The 18,435-nt window shown below is 68.3% G+C and carries 14 protein-coding genes; all 14 read right to left on the bottom strand.

All coding sequences use genetic code 11. The annotated features are described in order from the left end of the window. Positions 1 to 7: 7 nt before the first annotated feature. The gene (pdxS, locus tag NGR01S_RS22675) at positions 8 to 928 is read right to left on the bottom strand and encodes a pyridoxal 5'-phosphate synthase lyase subunit PdxS (protein ID WP_083872722.1); all 921 of its coding nucleotides are present in this window, start codon (positions 926 to 928) and stop codon (positions 8 to 10) included. A 381-nt stretch (positions 929 to 1,309) separates the two neighbouring features. Next, complete coding sequence (locus NGR01S_RS22680; protein ID WP_063040119.1) at positions 1,310 to 2,359, bottom strand: NUDIX domain-containing protein; 1,050 nt, start codon at positions 2,357 to 2,359, stop codon at positions 1,310 to 1,312. Continuing rightward, complete coding sequence (locus NGR01S_RS22685) at positions 2,359 to 3,483, bottom strand: glycosyltransferase family 4 protein (RefSeq protein WP_063040078.1); 1,125 nt, start codon at positions 3,481 to 3,483, stop codon at positions 2,359 to 2,361. Before NGR01S_RS22685 ends, NGR01S_RS22680 begins: the two co-directional genes overlap by 1 nt. After that, positions 3,480 to 4,451, bottom strand: coding sequence for a phosphatidylinositol mannoside acyltransferase (locus NGR01S_RS22690; RefSeq protein WP_063040080.1), 972 nt, complete (start codon positions 4,449 to 4,451; stop codon positions 3,480 to 3,482). Before NGR01S_RS22690 ends, NGR01S_RS22685 begins: the two co-directional genes overlap by 4 nt. Beyond that, entirely contained in the window at positions 4,448 to 5,113 is a 666-nt protein-coding gene (gene pgsA / locus NGR01S_RS22695; RefSeq protein ID WP_063040082.1) for a phosphatidylinositol phosphate synthase, read from the bottom strand. Before pgsA ends, NGR01S_RS22690 begins: the two co-directional genes overlap by 4 nt. Positions 5,114 to 5,191: 78 nt before the next feature. Then, positions 5,192 to 5,791, bottom strand: coding sequence for an ATP adenylyltransferase (locus NGR01S_RS22700; RefSeq protein WP_063040084.1), 600 nt, complete (start codon positions 5,789 to 5,791; stop codon positions 5,192 to 5,194). Positions 5,792 to 5,827: 36 nt separating this feature from the next. Further along, positions 5,828 to 7,900, bottom strand: coding sequence for a threonine--tRNA ligase (thrS, locus tag NGR01S_RS22705; protein WP_063040126.1), 2,073 nt, complete (start codon positions 7,898 to 7,900; stop codon positions 5,828 to 5,830). A 236-nt stretch (positions 7,901 to 8,136) separates the two neighbouring features. After that, positions 8,137 to 8,790 (bottom strand): (2Fe-2S)-binding protein, encoded by a 654-nt coding sequence (locus tag NGR01S_RS22710; RefSeq protein WP_084481603.1) that lies wholly within the window; start codon positions 8,788 to 8,790, stop codon positions 8,137 to 8,139. Next, positions 8,787 to 9,269 (bottom strand): TIGR02611 family protein, encoded by a 483-nt coding sequence (locus NGR01S_RS22715; protein WP_084481604.1) that lies wholly within the window; start codon positions 9,267 to 9,269, stop codon positions 8,787 to 8,789. Before NGR01S_RS22715 ends, NGR01S_RS22710 begins: the two co-directional genes overlap by 4 nt. A gap of 83 nt (positions 9,270 to 9,352) precedes the next feature. After that, positions 9,353 to 11,662: a SulP family inorganic anion transporter gene (locus NGR01S_RS22720; protein ID WP_063040088.1), complete on the bottom strand. Its 2,310-nt coding sequence runs from the start codon at positions 11,660 to 11,662 to the stop codon at positions 9,353 to 9,355. 310 nt (positions 11,663 to 11,972) lie between these two features. After that, positions 11,973 to 14,276: a SulP family inorganic anion transporter gene (locus NGR01S_RS22725; protein ID WP_063040090.1), complete on the bottom strand. Its 2,304-nt coding sequence runs from the start codon at positions 14,274 to 14,276 to the stop codon at positions 11,973 to 11,975. Between the two features lie 1,608 nt (positions 14,277 to 15,884). Then, complete coding sequence (locus NGR01S_RS22740; RefSeq protein ID WP_063040096.1) at positions 15,885 to 17,255, bottom strand: AMP-binding protein; 1,371 nt, start codon at positions 17,253 to 17,255, stop codon at positions 15,885 to 15,887. After that, positions 17,248 to 17,850 carry an energy-coupling factor transporter transmembrane component T family protein gene (locus NGR01S_RS22745; protein WP_063040098.1) on the bottom strand — a complete coding sequence of 201 codons (603 nt, stop codon included), beginning with the start codon at positions 17,848 to 17,850 and terminating at the stop codon, positions 17,248 to 17,250. Before NGR01S_RS22745 ends, NGR01S_RS22740 begins: the two co-directional genes overlap by 8 nt. Further along, positions 17,847 to 18,435: energy-coupling factor ABC transporter ATP-binding protein (locus NGR01S_RS22750; RefSeq protein WP_063040100.1), on the bottom strand; the 589-nt coding region annotated here is incomplete at its 5' end. The genes NGR01S_RS22745 and NGR01S_RS22750, both read right to left, overlap by 4 nt.

Below are 18,435 nucleotides of genomic sequence, written 5' to 3' on the forward strand. Positions count from 1 at the left end.
GCCTTGTTCACCAACCGCGTTCGGCCAGCCGGTGCGGCTGCGGGATCTCGTCGACATTGATCCCGACCATCGCCTCACCCAGTCCGCGCGACACCTTGGCGAGCACATCGGGGTCGTCGTAGAACGTGGTCGCTTTGACGATCGCGCTCGCGCGCTGCGCCGGGTTGCCGGACTTGAAGATGCCCGAACCGACGAAAACGCCCTCGGCGCCGAGCTGCATCATCATGGCCGCGTCGGCCGGGGTGGCGATACCGCCGGCGGTGAACAGCACGACGGGCAGTTTCCCGGTTTCGGCGATCTCCTTCACGAGTTCGTAGGGCGCCTGGAGTTCCTTGGCGGCGACGAACAGCTCATCGGTGGGGAGGGAGGTCAGCCGGGTGATCTCCTGCCGGATCTTGCGCATATGCGTGGTGGCGTTGGAGACATCACCGGTGCCTGCCTCGCCCTTGGAGCGAATCATGGCCGCACCCTCGGTGATCCGGCGCAACGCCTCACCGAGATTGGTGGCGCCGCAGACGAACGGCACCGTGAAATTCCACTTGTCGATGTGGTTGGCGTAGTCGGCGGGGGTGAGGACCTCGGATTCGTCGATGTAGTCGACACCGAGGCTCTGCAGTACCTGCGCCTCCACGAAATGCCCGATCCGGGCCTTGGCCATCACCGGGATGGAGACCGCTTCGATGATCCCGTCGATCATGTCCGGATCGCTCATCCGGGACACTCCGCCCTGGGCGCGGATATCGGCCGGCACCCGTTCGAGCGCCATCACCGCGACCGCACCGGCATCCTCGGCGATCTTGGCCTGCTCCGGGGTGACGACGTCCATGATCACCCCGCCCTTGAGCATCTCGGCCATACCGCGCTTCACGCGGGCGGTACCGGCCTCGCGGGTCGCGTCGGGGGTCTGGGTGGTCTCGGGCGTGGTCACGGTAGCTCCTGTGTCTGTTGCCAGGTGGGGATCGTCGATGAACACCACGATTCTAGGTGGGGCGACGAAACGGCTTCATAGCCAGTTGGCGCAGACTGGACTGGCAACCACCTGCGATTCATCACCGACCCCCGGCTACTGGACCGGAAAATGGCCCCGCCGGACCGGTGTGACACCGGCCCGGCGGGGCACTGGGAACGAACTCAGATCGGATCGACCACCAGCAGCTTCGCCCAGTACTCGGCGGCGCCGGGACCCAGAATCGGCAACAGGTAATCGAACAGGATGTAGGACACGTCTTCACCTCCACACACCGAATCGACATATCCTCGGCGTGTCAAACCGTCTGCGACCCTATCACGACAGTGAGCCCGGTCATATTCACCGGATGGAACGGACCTCCGGATCGCCCGCGGCGTCGGCCGCGGCCGCGGCTTCCGCGAGCAACTCGTCCAACTGGTACGGATACACCATCTCACCTGCGGCGACCTGCTCCCGGATTTCGTCCGGGCCGCACCACCGGTTACCGGTGATGGAGCGTTGCTCGATAGAGGTGAGCTCCGCCGCGTCGGGTTCGAAGCGCGGCACCCGCAGTGCGAAGAACAGCTCCTCGGACCGGATCAGCTCGCCGTTGAACGGGAAAACCGCCACCCGCCGCCAGATCGGGCCGCGCAGGGCGGCCGGATCGGCGGTGAGCCCGGTCTCCTCGTACACTTCGCGCACCGCGGCTTCGCGCAGGCTCTCCCCCGGTTCCACGCCACCGCCGACGGTGAACCAGAACGACACCTCCGGGGCCAGTGGATCGTGCCCGCGCATGAGCAGGATCCGGTCCTGTTCGTCGAGCAGGGCCACCCGCGCCGAAACCCGCGTGGTGTCGACCTCGAGTCCGGTGGCGGCCGCGAGAGTGGCCCGTTCGGCGATCTCGAAGTAGGTCGGCGTAGGGGCGGTACCGCCGAGGTGCAGCCAGCGCACCGGGCGGCGGGTTCGCAGCGCCAGGGTGTCGCGTACGGCATCGTTGTGGAAGCGGCGGGCGATGAGCACCCGGGCCTCGGCATCGGCCAGTTCGGCGACCTGCTGGGTCGGCAGCCGGGCGATATCGACGGCCGACAGTGCGGCCGCCAGCTGGTTCTCCACGGTCTCCCGGTCGTCACGGCCGGTGCGTTCGGCGCGATCGGCCAGTGCGGTGAGCCGCCGGGCGAACTCGGCCGTATCGGGCTCCGGGCCCGCGTGTGATCCGGCCAGCGAAATCGCCACCGCCCGGGCCACCACGGCCCGGCGGGCCAGCGCCGCCTCCAGCGCGTGCCAGGCCAGATCGGTGCGCACATGCAGGCGGTCGAGCCGATTGGCGGTGGAATAGGCCCACACCCCGAGTGCGACCACGAGGGCGGCGACGAGCGCGAGAACGAGAACCGTGGTCGCGGAGAAAGTGATCACCCGGCCACCCGCACCCGCAGATCGCCGACCACCACGGTTTCGTAGACCCGCAGGATCTGTTCGGCCACCACCGGCCAGTCGTAGGTGCCGACCACCTGTGTCGCGGTGCGCACCAGATCACCGCGCCGGGCCTCGTCGGTGAGCACCGTGTCCAGGGCGTCGGCCAGGGCCGCCGCATCACCGATCGGCACCAGCAGCCCGGCGGCGCCGTCGCGTAGTACCCGGCGGAAGGCATCCAGTTCGCTGGCCACCACGGCGGTTCCGGCGGCCATGGCCTCGATGAGGATGATCCCGAAACTCTCCCCGCCCAGATTCGGTGCCACGTAGACGTCGGCGCTGCGCATGGCCGAGGCCTTCTCCGCATCCGAGACCTGGCCCAGGAAGCGCAGGTGCCGGGCGAGCGGACCGGCCTCCCGGCGCAGCCGGTCCTCGTCGCCGCGACCGACGACCAGGACCTCCACCTCGGGATGACGTGCTACGAGGGCCGGTAGCGCCCCCAGTAGGATCTGCATCCCCTTACGCGGCTCGTCGTAGCGGCCGAGGAACAGGACGGTGCCGCCCCGCCGCGGATAGCCGGGCAGCCGCGGGGCACGGGCGAACGCCTGCACATCGACTCCGTTCGGGATCTCCACCGCGTCGGAACCGAGTGCCTCCACCTGCCAGCGGCGGGCCAGTTCCGAAACCGCGATCCGGCCGCTGATCTTCTCGTGATAAGGCCGCAGCACACCCTGGAATGTCGCCAGCACCAGGGATTTCGTCGTAGAGGTGTGGAAGGTGGCCACGATCGGCCCCTCGGCGATCTTCAGGGCCAGCATGGACAGACTGGGCGCATTGGGTTCGTGGATGTGCAATACATCGAACTCGTTGCTCTCGATCCACCGGCGGATCCGGGTGTAGGCGGTCGGCCCGAAGGAGAGCCTCGCCACCGAGCCGTTGTAGGGGATCGCCACCGCGCGTCCGGCCGACACGACGAAATCGGGGAGCTCGGTCGTCTCCGCGGCGGGTGCCAGCACACTCACTTTGTGCCCGCGTTCCCGGAACACCTGCGCGAGCTCCACCACATGCGCCTGCACGCCGCCCGGTACGTCGAACGAATAGGGACAGACCATGCCGATTCTCATGGGGCGCGGTCTCCACCGGCGTCGATCGAATACGTCTCGCGCCGCGCCTGTTCGGCGTGGATACGGTCCAGCCGGGCCTCGGACAGATCCGTTTCCCACAGCGGCTGCAACATATGCCAGTCGGCCGGATGCTCGGCGATACCGGCGGCGAAACAATCCGCCAGCGCCTGCGTCGCGGCCGCGACACCGTCCGTGACGTCCAGCGGTTCCCGGGTGCGGACGATCCAGCTCTCGCGGCCGCGGTCGTCCGCGGTGAAAGAGACGTGTACCGGCATGAGCGCGGCACCGGTTTCCACGGCGAGCGCGGCTGCCCCGGCCGGCATCCAGGTCCGTTCACCGAAGAAGGTGACCGGGACACCGCGACCGGTGAGGTCGCGCTCCCCCAACAGGCAGACGATCTTGTTGTCGCGCAACCGCTGCGCCAGCGCCGTGAACGGCGGCTGCTCGCCGCCGGTCAGCGGGAAGACCTCGAAGCCCAGACTCTCCCGGTAAGCGACGAACCGTTCGAACAGCGATTCCGGTTTCAGCCGTTCCATGACGGTGGTGAACGTGCCGTAGTTCTGCACCAGCCAGGTACCGGCCATATCCCAGTTGCCCGAATGCGGCAGCACGAACACCACCCCGCGACCGCGGGCCAGCGCGGCGTCCAGGTGCTCCCGGCCGATCACCGAGATCCGGCCCGATGCCACCAGTTCGGCGTGATCCATCGTCGGTAGCCGGAACGCCTCCCGCCAGTAGCGGGCGTAGGAACGCATACTCGCCCGCACGAGTTCGTCGGATACGGCTTCCGCGGGCGCCCCGACCACCCGGGCCAGGTTGCGGCGCAACTGGACCGGTCCGCCCTTGCGGGCCACGAAATCCGCGCCCCGGTCGAACACGGTGCGCGCCGCCCGATCCGGGAGGGCGCGCACCAGCCGCCAGCCCGCGGCGTATCCGCGATCGCTCGCGCTCGCCCGCCACCCGCTCACGACTGCTCCGTTCCCTTGTTCGCGCTACCCAGGATCTCGCGGGCGCCGGGCGAGTTGCGGACCGCCAGCACCCGCTGGCCCACCGTCACGATGCTGAGGACGGCCAGGATCCACATCGCCACATGCACGGCCCAGGTGAGCCATCCGATACCCCAGTACCCGCCGATACCGGTGAGCCCGGCCCCCACCAGCACGATCACCAGCCGGTCCGGGCGTTCGATCAGGCCGCCGTCGGCGGACAGCCCACTGGCCTCGGCCCGGGCCTTGGCATAGGAGATGACCTGCGAGGTCACCAGCACCACCAGTGTGGCCACGAACAGCGGTCTGCTCTGTTCCTGGTAGACCGCCCACCAGGCCAGCGAACCGAAGATGGCGCCGTCGGCGACACGGTCGCAGGTCGCGTCGAGCACCGCCCCGTAGCGGGTCCCGCCGCCCCGGGCCCGGGCCATCGCACCGTCGAGCATGTCGAACATGACGAACAGCCAGATGAGTACGGTTCCCCAGAACAGATGCCCGGTGGGGTACAGCGTGACCGCGGCGGCGATCGAGGCGGCGGTACCGATAAGAGTGACCGCGTCCGGGGTGAGGCCGGTGCCGACCAGTGCCCTGCCCAACGGCGCGGTGGCCTTGGCGAAGGTCGCCCGGCCGAAGATGCTCAGCACCTACCCCTCCTGCTCTGCCCGGTGGTTCACCCGCACCCGTCCGGCTCCGGCACGCGCACGTAGCGCGGCGTCGCTCATCTACGCCTCCTCCCAGGCCGATGCGAGCAGCGCCCGGGTCTCGCGCAGCAGCTGCGGCATCACCTTCGCACCCCCGATCACGGTGATGAAGTTCGCGTCACCGCCCCAGCGCGGAACGATGTGCTGGTGCAGATGGTCGGCGAGCGAACCACCCGCGACACCGCCCAGGTTGAGACCCACATTGAACCCGTGCGGCCGGGACACCTTCTTCATCGTCCGGATGGCCCGCTGCGTGAACTCCATCAGTTCGGTGGATTCGGCGGCGGTGAGATCCTCCAGGTTCGCGACCCGGCGATAAGGCACCACCATCATGTGCCCCGGGTTGTAGGGGTACAGGTTCAGCACCGCGTACACCTGCTCGCCGCGGGCGACGACCAGCCCGTCCTCGTCGGACATGGTGGGTATATCGGTGAACGGATGCCCGGTCGCGCCCTTGGGGGCCGTGGTGGCGGCCTCCGCGATATAGGACATGCGGTACGGCGTCCACAGCCGCTGCAACCGGTCCGGTTCGCCCGCACCGCGATCCACGATCTCGTCGGACTGCTCCCGGTCCGCGCCGGGCTCCTCGGTCAGCTCGTCCGGCACCGTGCGCTCACTCATGCTCCATACCCTTTCCCCGCCCGGACGGACCCGGTGTCACGCGGGTGCACCGCCTTCGCTGTACACCAGGGCGCGAACCGTGTCCGCGGTGGGCGAGGAATTGTCGCGGCGGCGGATCCACTCCGCGACCACTCGCACCGCATCGTCCACCGGTACTCCGTTGACCTGGGTGCCGTCCCGGAACCGGAAGCTCACCGCGTCGGCCTCCACATCCCGCGCGCCGGCCAGCAGCATGAACGGCACCTTCTGCGCGGTGTGGTTGAAGATCTTCTTCTGCATCCGGTCGTCACCGCGATCGACCTCGGCCCGGACCCCGGCCGCGCGCAGCCGCGCCACCACCGCGTCCAGGTGCGGGATGAAGGTGTCGGCGACCGGGATACCGACGACCTGCACCGGCGCCAGCCAGGCCGGGAAGGCACCCGCGTAGTGCTCGGTGAGGACGCCGAAGAAGCGTTCGATCGAGCCGAACAGGGCCCGGTGGATCATTACCGGGCGCTTCTTGGTGCCGTCGGAGGCGGTGTACTCGAGCTCGAACAGGTCCGGTTCGAAGAAATCCAGCTGGATGGTCGACATCTGCCAGTTGCGGCCGAGCGCGTCGCGGGTCTGCACCGAGATCTTCGGACCGTAGAAGGCGGCGCCGCCCGGATCGGGCACCAATTCCAGGCCGGACGCCTCCCCCACCTGGCGCAGGGTCTCGGTGGCCTCGTCCCACAGTTCGTCGGCGCCGACGTATTTGTCCGGGTCCTTGGTGGACAGCTCCAGGTAGAAATCGTCGAGACCGTAGGCCTTCAGTAGATCGAGCACAAACCGCAGGGTGCCGGTCAGTTCCTCGACCACCTGTTCCTGGGTGCAGTAGAGATGCGCGTCGTCCTGGGTGAAACCGCGAGCCCGGGTCAGGCCGTGCACGACCCCGGACTTCTCGTACCGGTACACCGAACCAAATTCGAACAGCCGCAGTGGCAGTTCCCGGTAGGACCGGCCCCGGGACCGGTAGATCAGGTTGTGCATCGGGCAGTTCATCGGCTTGAGGTAGTAGTCCTGCCCCGGTTTGCGCACCGTGCCGTCATCGTTGAGTTCGGCATCGAGATGCATGGGCGGGTACATACCGTCGGCGTACCACTCCAGGTGCTTGGAGGTCTCGAACAGATGCGCCTTGGTGATGTGCGGGGTGTTGACGAACTCGTAGCCCGCCGCCACATGCTGCGCGCGCGAGTAGTCCTCCATCTCCTTGCGGATGATGCCGCCCTTGGGATGGAACACCGGCAAACCCGAACCCAGTTCGTCCGGGAAGGAGAACAGGTCGAGTTCCAGGCCCAGTTTGCGGTGGTCGCGCTTCTCGGCCTCGGCGAGCATGTGCAGGTACTCGTCCTGCGCCTCGGCCGACTCCCAGGCGGTGCCGTAGATGCGCTGCAGGCCTTCCCGGTTCTGGTCCCCGCGCCAGTACGCGGCCGAACTGCGGGTCAGTTTGAAGGCCGGGATGAACTTGGTGGTGGGGATGTGCGGACCGCGGCACAGATCACCCCACACCCGCTCACCGGTCCGCGGATCGAGATTGTCGTAGATGGTCAGCTCGTTACCGCCGACCTCCATGATCTCCGGATCGTCGATCCCCGATTTGTCGCCGATCAGTTCGAGTTTGAACGGTTCGGACGCCAGTTCGATCCGCGCCTGATCCACCTCGACCACGCGGCGGGAGAACCGCTGCGCGCCCTTGACGATCTTCTTCATCCGGGACTCCAGCTTGGCCAGATCCTCGGGGGTGAACGGACGCTCGACCCGGAAGTCGTAGTAGAAGCCGTCCTTGATCGGCGGACCGATGCCCAGCACGGCCTCGGGGAACTCCTGCTGCACCGCCTGGGCCAGCACATGGGCGGCCGAGTGGCGGATCACGCTGCGGCCGTCCTCGGTGTTCGCGGCGACCGCGGTGACTTCGGTATCGAGTTCCGGAACCCAGGAGAGGTCGCGCAGCTGTCCCGCGGCGTCGCGGACGACGACCACGGTATCGGGGCCCTTGGCCGGCAGGCCCGCCTCACGCACCGCGGCACCCGCCGTCGTCCCGGCAGGCACCCGGACGAGGGTGGCTGGGCTGCGGGGGGCTGTGGTGGTCACGGTGGCGCTCTCCTCGGGTATCTGTGGCCGGTTACGGTTCGGCTCGTTCGGGCAACGGATCGCCCGCATCACTCCGGCTCGTTCCGGTTCGATGACGACTCGATCCGTCTGTCGGTGACCGGGCACAGCCCGGCCGCGACCATGCTATCGGCACAGCCGGGAACGCGTGTCGATGGACCGGGCGAGGTCGCTCGCCGTGCCCGCGCGTATGCCCGGCCGGTAACGGAACCGACGCCTCACCCTCGCCGCGCGTAATCCGCGAGGAGCGCTTCGCGTTCATGGGGGCGGCGCTTGGGGCAGCTCACACATTTCTCGCAACCCGGCGCCTCGTACACCAGGCAGCAGGAGGCACGGCGGACGAAGGTGTGCCCGGCGACCTCGACGAAGCGGGGTTCGGGCAGTGCCGTGCCGATCGCCTCGGCCAGCCGCCGACCGATCGGTGGCTGCCCGGCGTCGACGGCCCGGCCCGCCACCACATCGGTGACCACCGCCCACAGCGCCGGTTCCCGGACACCCGATACCGCGGTGAGGCGGCCGATCACCGTGGTGAGGGTCTCCCGCAGGGCCACCGCGATATCGGCCTCGGTGGCCTCGGCCCCGGGGCCGGCGCCATCCGGTACCGCGGTCCATCCGGCCTCGTCGATCCGGACCCTTTCGACCGTCCCGTCGGCGCGCAGAGTCAGCGCGAGCCGGTCCAGTGTGGGTGGCGGAAGCGGACGTCCCTGTGCCAGTGCCCGGACCACCTGTTCGACGAGCGCCGAGGCCGTCATACACCACCACAGCGTCGCGCTCACCCGCATCGAGTCGGTGCGCCAGGACGCGCCGAGATCCGCTATTCGAGCCGCCAGCCACGATTCGTCGGTGAGTATCCGGCCGCTCACCGGCGTCACGACATCAGCGGACTGCGCAACCACTGCCAATCGACTCCGATCCAGTCACCGACCAATCCGAACGTCCCCAGTACCCACAGGGTGGCCACGACCAGCGCACATGTCGCCAGGAAGGCGATCACCTGCATGATCGGCCCGCGCGAGATGTACCAGGCCATCCCGCGCCGGTACTTGTCCCGCAACCACACCAGCGCCCGCCGCGCCACCGCGAACTCGGTGGCCAGGATGCCGATGCCGGCGAACACCAGTGCCCACCCCGGACCGGGGAACGGAATGGTGATCACCCCGACGACGAACACCGCGGTGCCGACGACCGCCACCCCGACCCGGTAGACGAGCTCGAGCGTAGGGCGCCGCGCGATCCGGTCCCGGTAGGCGCGCCAGAACGCGGGACCGGACCGGTGACCGGCCGCCTGCTCGCCGGGCGCACCGGCCTCGGCCGCGGGTCGATCCGTGACGGAATCGGGACGACTTTCCACGGGTACCAGCCTACGAGGCGCCGGCGGACCGGAACGCGAACGTGACCCGCCCGGAGCACCCGGACGGGTCACGTTCCGGCGTGTCACCGGACGGACTGCGCCGGTTCCCGCTGTAACTGCGCCAATAACTCGTCGTTGTCCTCGATGGGAGCGATGCCGTCCGGGCGGACTTCGATGACCCGGGCGCTGGCGATATCGAAGAACAGACCGGAAACGGTGAGCCCACGGTCGTCGACGGCGCGGCAGACCGACGGATGCCGCCGCAGGTTCTCCAGCTGCACCGCGATATTGACCATGCTCAACTGCTCCACCGGACCGAAACCGGCGGCCTCGGCAGCGCGGCCGACCGGATGCCCGGCCCGGTACCGCGCCAGGCTCGGCTGCCCGTATTCGAGCCAGCGGTCGATCCCCGGACCCGCGGATTCGCCGGAGTGCAGCGCGCCCATGGCCCCGCAGGAGGAGTGACCGCAGACCACCACGGACCGGACGTTCAGCTTCTCCAGCGCGAAGACCAGCGCCGCCTCCACCGACGCGTCACCGTGCTCGGGCACCAGATTGCCCACATTGCGCACGGTGAACAGGTCTCCCGGCCCGCTGTTGGTGATCACATTCGGCACGATTCGCGAATCCGAGCAGGTCAGGAAGAAGGAATCCGGGTCCTGCCCGTCCCGCAGCTCGTCCAGATGCGGCCGCACCAGATGCGCGTGGCTGCGGTGGTAGGCGGCGATACCGCTCACCAGCGGGTCACCACCGTCACCCGAACCACTGGACGAACCGTTACGTTCCGCCTGCCAGGGCCCCAGGACGCCGTCGAGAGCGACCCGGCTCATACTGCGCGAAGGCGGTGCCGCCTCCACGTTCGCCATCCGCGCGGCCCCGATTTCCACGAAATCGACGGTGCCACCGTTGCTCTCGTGCTGTCGCGCCCAATCGGTGATGGCTTCGTATGCGGCGTGATCGAGGAAGTCGACCGTCATCTCCACCGTCACCGGGATACCCTGCGGGACCTTGGCGAAGGTGGACGACAGTTTCGGCAGCGACAGGAAGGTGCACGATCCGTCGACCTGGATCAGCCAGCGGTCGGTACCGCCGAGCGGTTCGGCGGTGATCGTGACGCGGACGACCCGCCAGAGCAGGAGCGCGAAGGCCAGCGCCAAGCCGATGAGCACACCTTCCAGCAGGTTCAGGAAGACGACGGCGGCCAGGGTCACCGCGTAGACGAGCAGATCGCCGGTGCGGTGGGCGAGCCGGATATGCGCCAGTTTGACCAGCTGTACGCCGATGACGATGAGCAGGCCGGCCAGGGCGGCCAGCGGGATCTGCTCCACCAGCGAAGCCAGGGCCACAGAGAAGATCAGGAGCCAGACGCCGTGCAGTACGGCCGAAGCCCGGCTGCGCGCACCTGCCGCGACATTGGTGGAGCTGCGCACGATGACGCCGGTGACGGGGAGGCCGCCGAGCAGGCCGGACAGTACGTTCGCCGAGCCCTGACCGAGCATTTCGCGGTCGAAGTCGGCCCGCGGCCCGGTGTGCATCTTGTCGATCGCGACGGCCGACAGCAGGCTCTCCACGCTGGCGATGAGCGCGAAGGTCAGGATCATCAGCGCGACCCCGGCCCAGTCGCTGCGGGGTAGTTCGGGCAGCCCGATCGCATCGAACAGCGAGCCGTCGATGGCGACCCGCTTGACGTCGAGCGAGAGCACCAGCGACAGCACGGTGGCCACCACGATCGCGGCCAGGGCGCCGGGGACCACCCGGATCCGCTCGGGGAGGTACTTCCAGCCGAGCATGATGGCGATGACGACCACACCGAGAAGGACGGCCGGTCCGTGCAGCGCGACCAGCTGGGCGGGCAGGTCGGCGATGTTGGTCCACGCGGTGCTGTTGGATTCACCGCCGAGCAGGACGTGCAATTGCTGCAGTGCGATGGTGATACCGATTCCGGCCAGCATGGCGTGCACCACCACCGGCGCCACCGCCAGTGCCGCCCGGGCGATCCGGCTCAATCCGAACAGGATCTGCAGGACCCCGGCCGCGGCGACGATGAAACAGGTGACACGCCAGCCGAATTGGTTTATCGATTCGGCGACGATCACGGTGAGCCCCGCGGCCGGGCCGCTCACCTGGAGGACGGAGCCGCCGAGCGCGCCGGCGACCACACCACCGATCACCGCGGCGATGAGACCGGCGGCAACCGGGGCGCCGGAGGCGATCGCGATACCGATGGACAGCGGTAGCGCGACAAGGAAGACCACGATCGACGCCGGGACATCGTGGCGCAGGATCGAGGTCAGCCAGGTCTGGGTGGATTTGCGCCGGGACCCGGCGGGCTCACGCCCGTCCGGGCCCGGACCAGTAACTGACTCCGGGGAATTCGTGCTCTGGGTGCCCATCGTTCTCCTTCGCCGACTCGGCACGGGCCAGGTCGGTTGACGATCATCGTGTCCGCTCGGACACAGACCGCGAACCGGCAACTCGCGGTGAAGTGGGGACTCGGCACACCTACGGGCCGAGTTGTAAACCGTTGCCATGGTATGGGTAATGACTTATCAAAGCCTGAGAAGGCACCCCCCACTCCTGGCGATAACGCGCACGACCCTCGCGGTCCGATCCCGCTATGACCGACATCACTGCCGAAACAGATTGTTCCGCAAGCGATCGTGTCTCGACCGGTAGTACCGGAACGGAGGCCGGCAACCATGCTCACACCGTCCCCATCGACGCCGGTTCGCGCTGCAATTGCGCCAATAACTCGTCGTTGTCCTCGAGGGAAGCGATCCCGTCCGCACCCACCTCGATCAGCCGGGCGCTGGCGATATCGAAGAACAGACCGGCTACGGTGAGCCCCCGTTCCTCGATCGCCCGGCGCACCGACGGATGCCGCCGCAGGTTCTCCAGCTGCACCGCGATATTGACCATGCTCAACTGCTCCACCGGACCGAAACCGGCGGCCTCGGCAGCGCGGCCGACCGGATGCCCGGCCCGGTACCGCGCCAGGCTCGGCTGCCCGTATTCGAGCCAGCGGTCGATCCCCGGACCGGCCGACTCACCGCAGTACAGGGCGCCCATGGCCCCGCAGCACGAATGGCCGCAGACCACCACGGTGCGAACACTGAGTTTCTCGAGCGCGAAGACCAGCGCCGCTTCCACCGAGGCGTCGTGTTCGGGCACCAGATTGCCCACATTGCGCACGGTGAACAGATCACCCGGTCCGCTGTGGGTGATCACATTCGGCACGATGCGCGAATCCGAGCAGGTCAGGAAGAAGGAATCCGGGTCCTGCCCGTCCCGCAGCTCGTCCAGATGCGACCGCACCAGATCCGCACGGCTGCGATGGTAGGCGGCGATACCGCTGGCCAGCGGATCGCCGTCGGCCGATCCGTGGGACGAACCGTTGCGATGCAACCGCCACGGCCCGAGGACATCGGCGAGCGCGACCCGGCCCATCCCCCGCGACGGCGGGGCATCCTGTACGTTGGCCATCCGCGACGTACCGATCTCCACAAAATCGACTGCGCCTCCGTTGCTCTCGTGCTGACGCGCCCAATCGGTGATCGCGTCGTAGGCGGCGTGATCGAGGAAATCCACGGTGAGTTCCACCGTCACCGCCACTCCCGGTGGCACCGCGCCGAAAGTGGTGGACAGTTTCGGCAGCGAAAGGAAGGTACAGGAACCGTCGATCCGCACGAGCCAGCGCTCGGTTCCGCCGATGCGTTCCGCGGTCACGGCGACCCGCACGACCCGCCAGACCAGCAGCGCGAAGGCCAGCGCCAAACCGATCAGAACCCCTTCGAGCAGGTTCAGGAAAACCACCGTCACCAGGGTGGCCACGTAGACGAGGAGATCGCCGGTCCGGTGCGCGAGCCGGATATGCGCCAGTTTGACCAGCTGCATACCGATGACGATCAACAGGCCGGCCAGCGCGGCGAGCGGGATCTGCTCCACCAGCGACACCAGGGCCACCGAGAACACCAGCACCCAGACACCGTGCAGGATCGCCGACGCCCGGCTCCGGGCGCCCGCGGCCACATTGGTGGAACTGCGCACGATGACACCCGCGACGGGCAGACCACCGAGCAACCCGGTCAGGACGTTCGCCGACCCCAGGCCGATCATCTCGCGATCCAGGTCCGTCCGCGGCCCGGTGTGCATCTTGTCGATCGCGACGGCCGACAGCAGGCTCTGCACACTGGTGATCAGCGCCACGGTGAAGATCATCATGACCACGGCGGCCCAATCACCGTGTGGCAGTTCGGGCAACCCGATCGCATCGAACAGCGAGCCGTCCAGTGCGACCCGCTTCACCTCCAGTGACAACACCCCGGAAAGCCCCGTCGCCACCACGATGGCCACCAGCGCCCCGGGTACCACCTTGACGCGTTCGGGCAGGCGATTCCAGCCCAGCATGATGACGATGACGAGCACCCCGAGCAGCGCCGCGGGACCATCGGCGGCGGTGAGCCGGCTCGCCAGCTCGGTGATGTTATCCCATGCGGCGCTGCCGGATTCGCCGCCGAGCAGTACATGAACCTGCTGGAGCGCGATGGTGATTCCGATCCCCGCGAGCATGGCGTGGACCACCACCGGGGCCACCGCGAGCGCGGCACGGGCGACCCGGCTCAAACCGAACAGGATCTGCAGTACACCGGCGGCGGCGACGATGAAACACGTTACTCGCCAGCCGAATTGATGGATGGATTCGGCAACGACCACGGTGAGGCCGGCCGCGGGGCCGCTCACCTGTAGCGCGGAGCCGCCGAGTGCACCGCCGACGATGCCACCGATGACGGCGGCGATGAGCCCGGCGGCCACCGGGGCGCCGGAGGCGATCGCGATACCGATGGACAAGGGCAGCGCGACCAGGAAGACCACGATCGAGGCCGGGACGTCATGGCGCAGGATCGAGGCCGGGTCCAGGGAGGGTAGGCGGAATCCGGGCACGGCCGTGGATACGGACGAGCCCGGTCCAGGCGGTGACGCATGGGCATTCGGGATCTTGGTTGCCATTGGTCTCCTTCGCCGACTCGGCACAGGCCGAGGTCGGTTGACGATCAACATGTCCAGTCGGGCACAGACCGCGAACCGGCATCTCGCGGTGAAGCAGGTCCTCGGCACGCAACGAGCCGAGTTTCAAAGCATCGTCATGGTATTGGTAAAGGCTTAGCAAAGCTTAAGAAATGAACCGCGCCACCGGCGACACCGCCACCACGAAGATCGAACCGCAGCGATGCCACCATCGAAACCACATCCAACGAGCAGACTCGACTTCCAGAATACTGTTGAAAACCCATGCAGGACAGCTGATCGAAGCTCGGTGCACAGCGATCGGACGAACCCTTCCGATGCATCGTCACCACCATGTCTGTGGCGTCGCATCGAGGTGAGATGCCACAGTCCGGCTCCACATATAGTAAAGAACTACCCAAACTCGGCAATAGAGGTAGCGGGACGAAAATGACAATCGCTACCCAACCGATACGTGTCATTGAGATGCGGTGACGTGCGGTACCCCGGAAGCACAATCGGGTGACCGAACCGGTGACGCGCCCCTCGCATCAATGAATCGACATGACTCTATCGAAAAGCTCCAAGCCCTGAACAGCGGAAACACAATATTTACCGATACCCGGCCGCCAGGACCGCGCGACCACGATGGTGCGGCCAGAACACCCACCGCCGTCTCGGCACCGGCCGGGGCGACCGCCGGACCACCGCCGCCCGAGCCGTCCCGGCGGTATTCTCGTCGGCGTGTCGGGCCGCGATATCGAGTACGAACCGGATACAGACGATCCCAGACGTGCCTCGCCGACTTCCGTTCTTTCGGAATGGTTTTCGCGTGCGGAGCTCTCCTACCGCGTGGCGGGCGGCCGCCGCGGCACCCGGGAGGTCCGCCGCTCGGCCGCCGAGTTCGCCCACCTACGCACCGCCGCCCGGCAGCGGCTACGACGGTGACCGGAGCGACCCCGAGCAACTGATACTCGGCCGCGCGGAGCGATACGCCGACGTGGCAAGGCGCCGGATTCGGCAGCAGGCCAACACGATCCACAGCATTCGCGGATCGATCGACCTCACCTGCCCCTGGTGCGCGCGGCAACGGACCCATCCCGGTGCGCTCGACTTCGTCACCGGAGTCGCCGGGGACCTGACGACCGCCCGGTCGGACGGGGCCAGGAGCTCGTCCATCAGCATGCCTGCCGCTGTGACCGGTGCGGTTCGATGCAGTACTTCGCCGACGGTTTCCTGGCCCTCCCCTCCTCCGCCGGGCCGCCGGCGACCCGCCCGGGCCTGAGCCCGAGCCGGGCGCGATCACTACTTCGCCAGACTGTCCAGCGACTCCAGATCCACGACCGCCTGCAGAATCCGCTCGAAGTTCGCGAGGCTGATATCGCGGGGCTGCATATCGCGCAGTAGTATCCCGCGATCCGCGTGGTGAGCCCTGCCGCCCTGCCCTTTTCCAGAACCGACACCTCGATCACCCGAACCCTTCACAACATTCGAAACTCTGCGCCCTGCAACATAGCGGTATTCGCGGCGGTGCTCTTCCTACCGTGGCGACGGCCACCGGATCGGCCGCACCCATTGCGCACGAGTCGCTGTCGCGCTCCCGGCGCGGTGTCAGCCGAACAGGGCGGTCACCGCTTCGCGATCCACTTTGCCCCGCGACGTCCGCGGCAACCGGTCCACCACCCGCACCCGATCCGGCATGCTCGGTGCCGGCAGCACCGCCCGCAGCCGCCGCCGGATCTCCTCGGGGCCGGGCGCGTCGCCGGTGACCACGACGGCGGCCACCGGCACCTGACCCCAGCGCGCGTCGGCGAGTCCGACGCAGGCGGCCTCGGTGACTCCGGGGATGGCGGACAACGCGGCCTCGACCGCCGCCGGCTCCACGTTCAGGCCACCCCGGATGAGCATTTCTCCGTCGCGACCGAACAACCGTAACCTGTTGCCCGCCAACGCTCCTCGATCGCCGACCGAGAACCACCCGTCGACCGGTCCGTCCACCACACCGTCCTCGGTCAGGTATCCGGTGAAGACCATATCGCTGCGCACGTGGACCAGACCGTCACGGATCCCCACCTCGACCCCGTCGAACAGTTCCCCCGCAGTGCTGTCGTCGGCAGCGCCGAGACCGCGGTCGAACGAGACGAAACTCAGTTCCGAGGCCCCGTAGAAATGGGTGAGCGCGGCATTCGGCAGTACCTCCCGCAAGGCCACACGCCCCGGCCGCGGCCAGCGCGCCGCCGAGGAGAGCACCTCACGCACGCTGCCGACCGGCCCCGGGCTCGAACGCACCACGTCCCAGGCGATGGCGGGGACAGAGTACAGGTGAGTGGGGCCGTCGGCCAACGCCACGGTGACCGGGCGCAGATCGACCGTCGCGCCCCGGGTCAGCGCGTGCAGCGCGCCGTAGAGGAAGTGCGTGTGATCGAGTACGCCCGGCGTCGAGACCCGGTCTCCCGCATCGATATCGAAGGTCGCGTCGGAGCGCTCCAAGGTCGCCGCCCACGATCGCTGATCCCGCACGAACAATTTGGGTTCACCGGTGGTGCCCGAGGTGATCCCCACCAGTAGTTCGCTTCTGGGATCCGCGTGCCCGCACGGCCCGTCCGATTCCAGCTCCACCGCGGTGCGGATCGCGCCCGTCCAGCCCAACCGGCGCAGTAGCCGATGATGACCGGGCGCGGCGCACACCTGCGCGGGCCTGGACAGCGTCAGGACGCGTTCCAGCTGCCGCGGCAACAGATGACGGTGCAGCAGCACCACACCCACCCCGGCGTACATCGCCGCCGCCACGGTGACCAGTGAGCCGATATCGGAGGTGGGCAGTACCGCCACCCGGCGCGCGCCGGCCAGCCCCGCGGCGGTACGGGTGACCCGCTCCAGGAATTCGCCGTAGGTGGCCTGTTCGCGCGCGGCGACGGCGGCGATCGCCGCCGGGCGCCGGGCCGCCTGCCGCGCGATCCGCTCGGCGAGCAGTTCAGTCATCGTCGACTCCGCGGGCGGCCAGTGCGTCGCCCATCGCGTCGGCGGTGCGCAGCGCCCGGACCAGGACGGGAGTGGCGAGGGCGGTCACCGACCACTGCAGTCCCCGCGCGCGCCGGGCGTCGGCCACCTCCCGGACGATCCCGGCCAGCAGCGGCACACAGCGGATCGCCAGCGCCAGCAGCAGGCCGATACGTTCGGGGTCGACGCCGAGACGCCGCAGCGGTCCGAGCCCGCGGGTGACGGCGTCCAACATATCGGTGACCCGGGTCGTCAAGGTGACCAGGGCGGCCAGCGCCACCGAGATCAGCAGCAGCCCGCACACCACCGTGGCGCGCGCGGGCGAGGTCGTCACGACCTGGACCGCCGCGATGAACGCCAGCATCCACAGCACCGGCCGTAACTGGGCCAGCGCCACCCGCCACGGGATCCGGGCGAGCGCGAACACCGCGGCGACACCGAGCGCGAGGACACCGACCTGCGCGGGTGTCCGCACGAATACGGTCGCGGCCACGATGATCACGACGAGCGACAGCAGTTTCGCACCGGCCGGCATCCGGTGCAGGAGCGAGTGACCGGGAAGGTATAGCCCGATCACTCGATCAGCTCCCGGTAGGCGGGGACAGCCGCGGCGGGGGCGCCGTCGAAGACGACCGCGCCCTCGTCGACGACGATCACCCGTTCGAAACTGTCCAGCAGCCCGAGCTGATGAGTTACGACGATGACCTGCTGATCCACCGAATCGAGCGCCGCCGCGACGGCGCGGGCATTGCGCAGGTCCAGCAGAGTGGTCGGCTCGTCGGCCACGATCACTTCCGGGCGCCGGATGAGGACGGCACCCAGCGCCAGCAACTGTTTCTGCCCGCCGGAGAGCAGATGGGACGGATGGTCGGCGTGGGCGGCGAGACCGAAGCGATCCAGTATCTCGGCCACCCGCCCGGCGATCTCCGATTTGCTCAGACCCGTACGCCGTAGCGAGAACGCCAGATCCTCGGCGACCGTCGGCATGACGATCTGCGAGTCGGGATCGGTGAACACGAACCCCACCTTGCGGCGTACCCGGGCGCCCTTCTTCGAGGCGTCGATACCGTCCACGGTGACGGTGCCCGAGGTCGGGGCCAGCAGACCGTTGATCATCCGGGCCAGGGTCGATTTCCCGGATCCGTTGGCGCCGATGATCCCC

It is taken from the genome of Nocardia grenadensis NBRC 108939 (assembly GCF_001613445.1).
In the GTDB taxonomy this organism is placed as follows: domain Bacteria; phylum Actinomycetota; class Actinomycetes; order Mycobacteriales; family Mycobacteriaceae; genus Nocardia; species Nocardia grenadensis.

Bases quoted from the DNA above. Each gene is read 5' to 3' on its own strand.
- NGR01S_RS22720 (WP_063040088.1), bottom strand. From the start codon at position 11,662: ATGGGCACCCAGAGCACGAATTCCCCGGAGTCAGTTACTGGTCCGGGC.
- NGR01S_RS22700 (WP_063040084.1), bottom strand. From the start codon at position 5,791: ATGAGTGAGCGCACGGTGCCGGACGAGCTGACCGAGGAGCCCGGCGCG.
- NGR01S_RS22725 (WP_063040090.1), bottom strand. From the start codon at position 14,276: ATGGCAACCAAGATCCCGAATGCCCATGCGTCACCGCCTGGACCGGGC.
- NGR01S_RS22740 (WP_063040096.1), bottom strand. From the start codon at position 17,255: ATGACTGAACTGCTCGCCGAGCGGATCGCGCGGCAGGCGGCCCGGCGC.
- NGR01S_RS22685 (WP_063040078.1), bottom strand. From the start codon at position 3,483: ATGAGAATCGGCATGGTCTGTCCCTATTCGTTCGACGTACCGGGCGGC.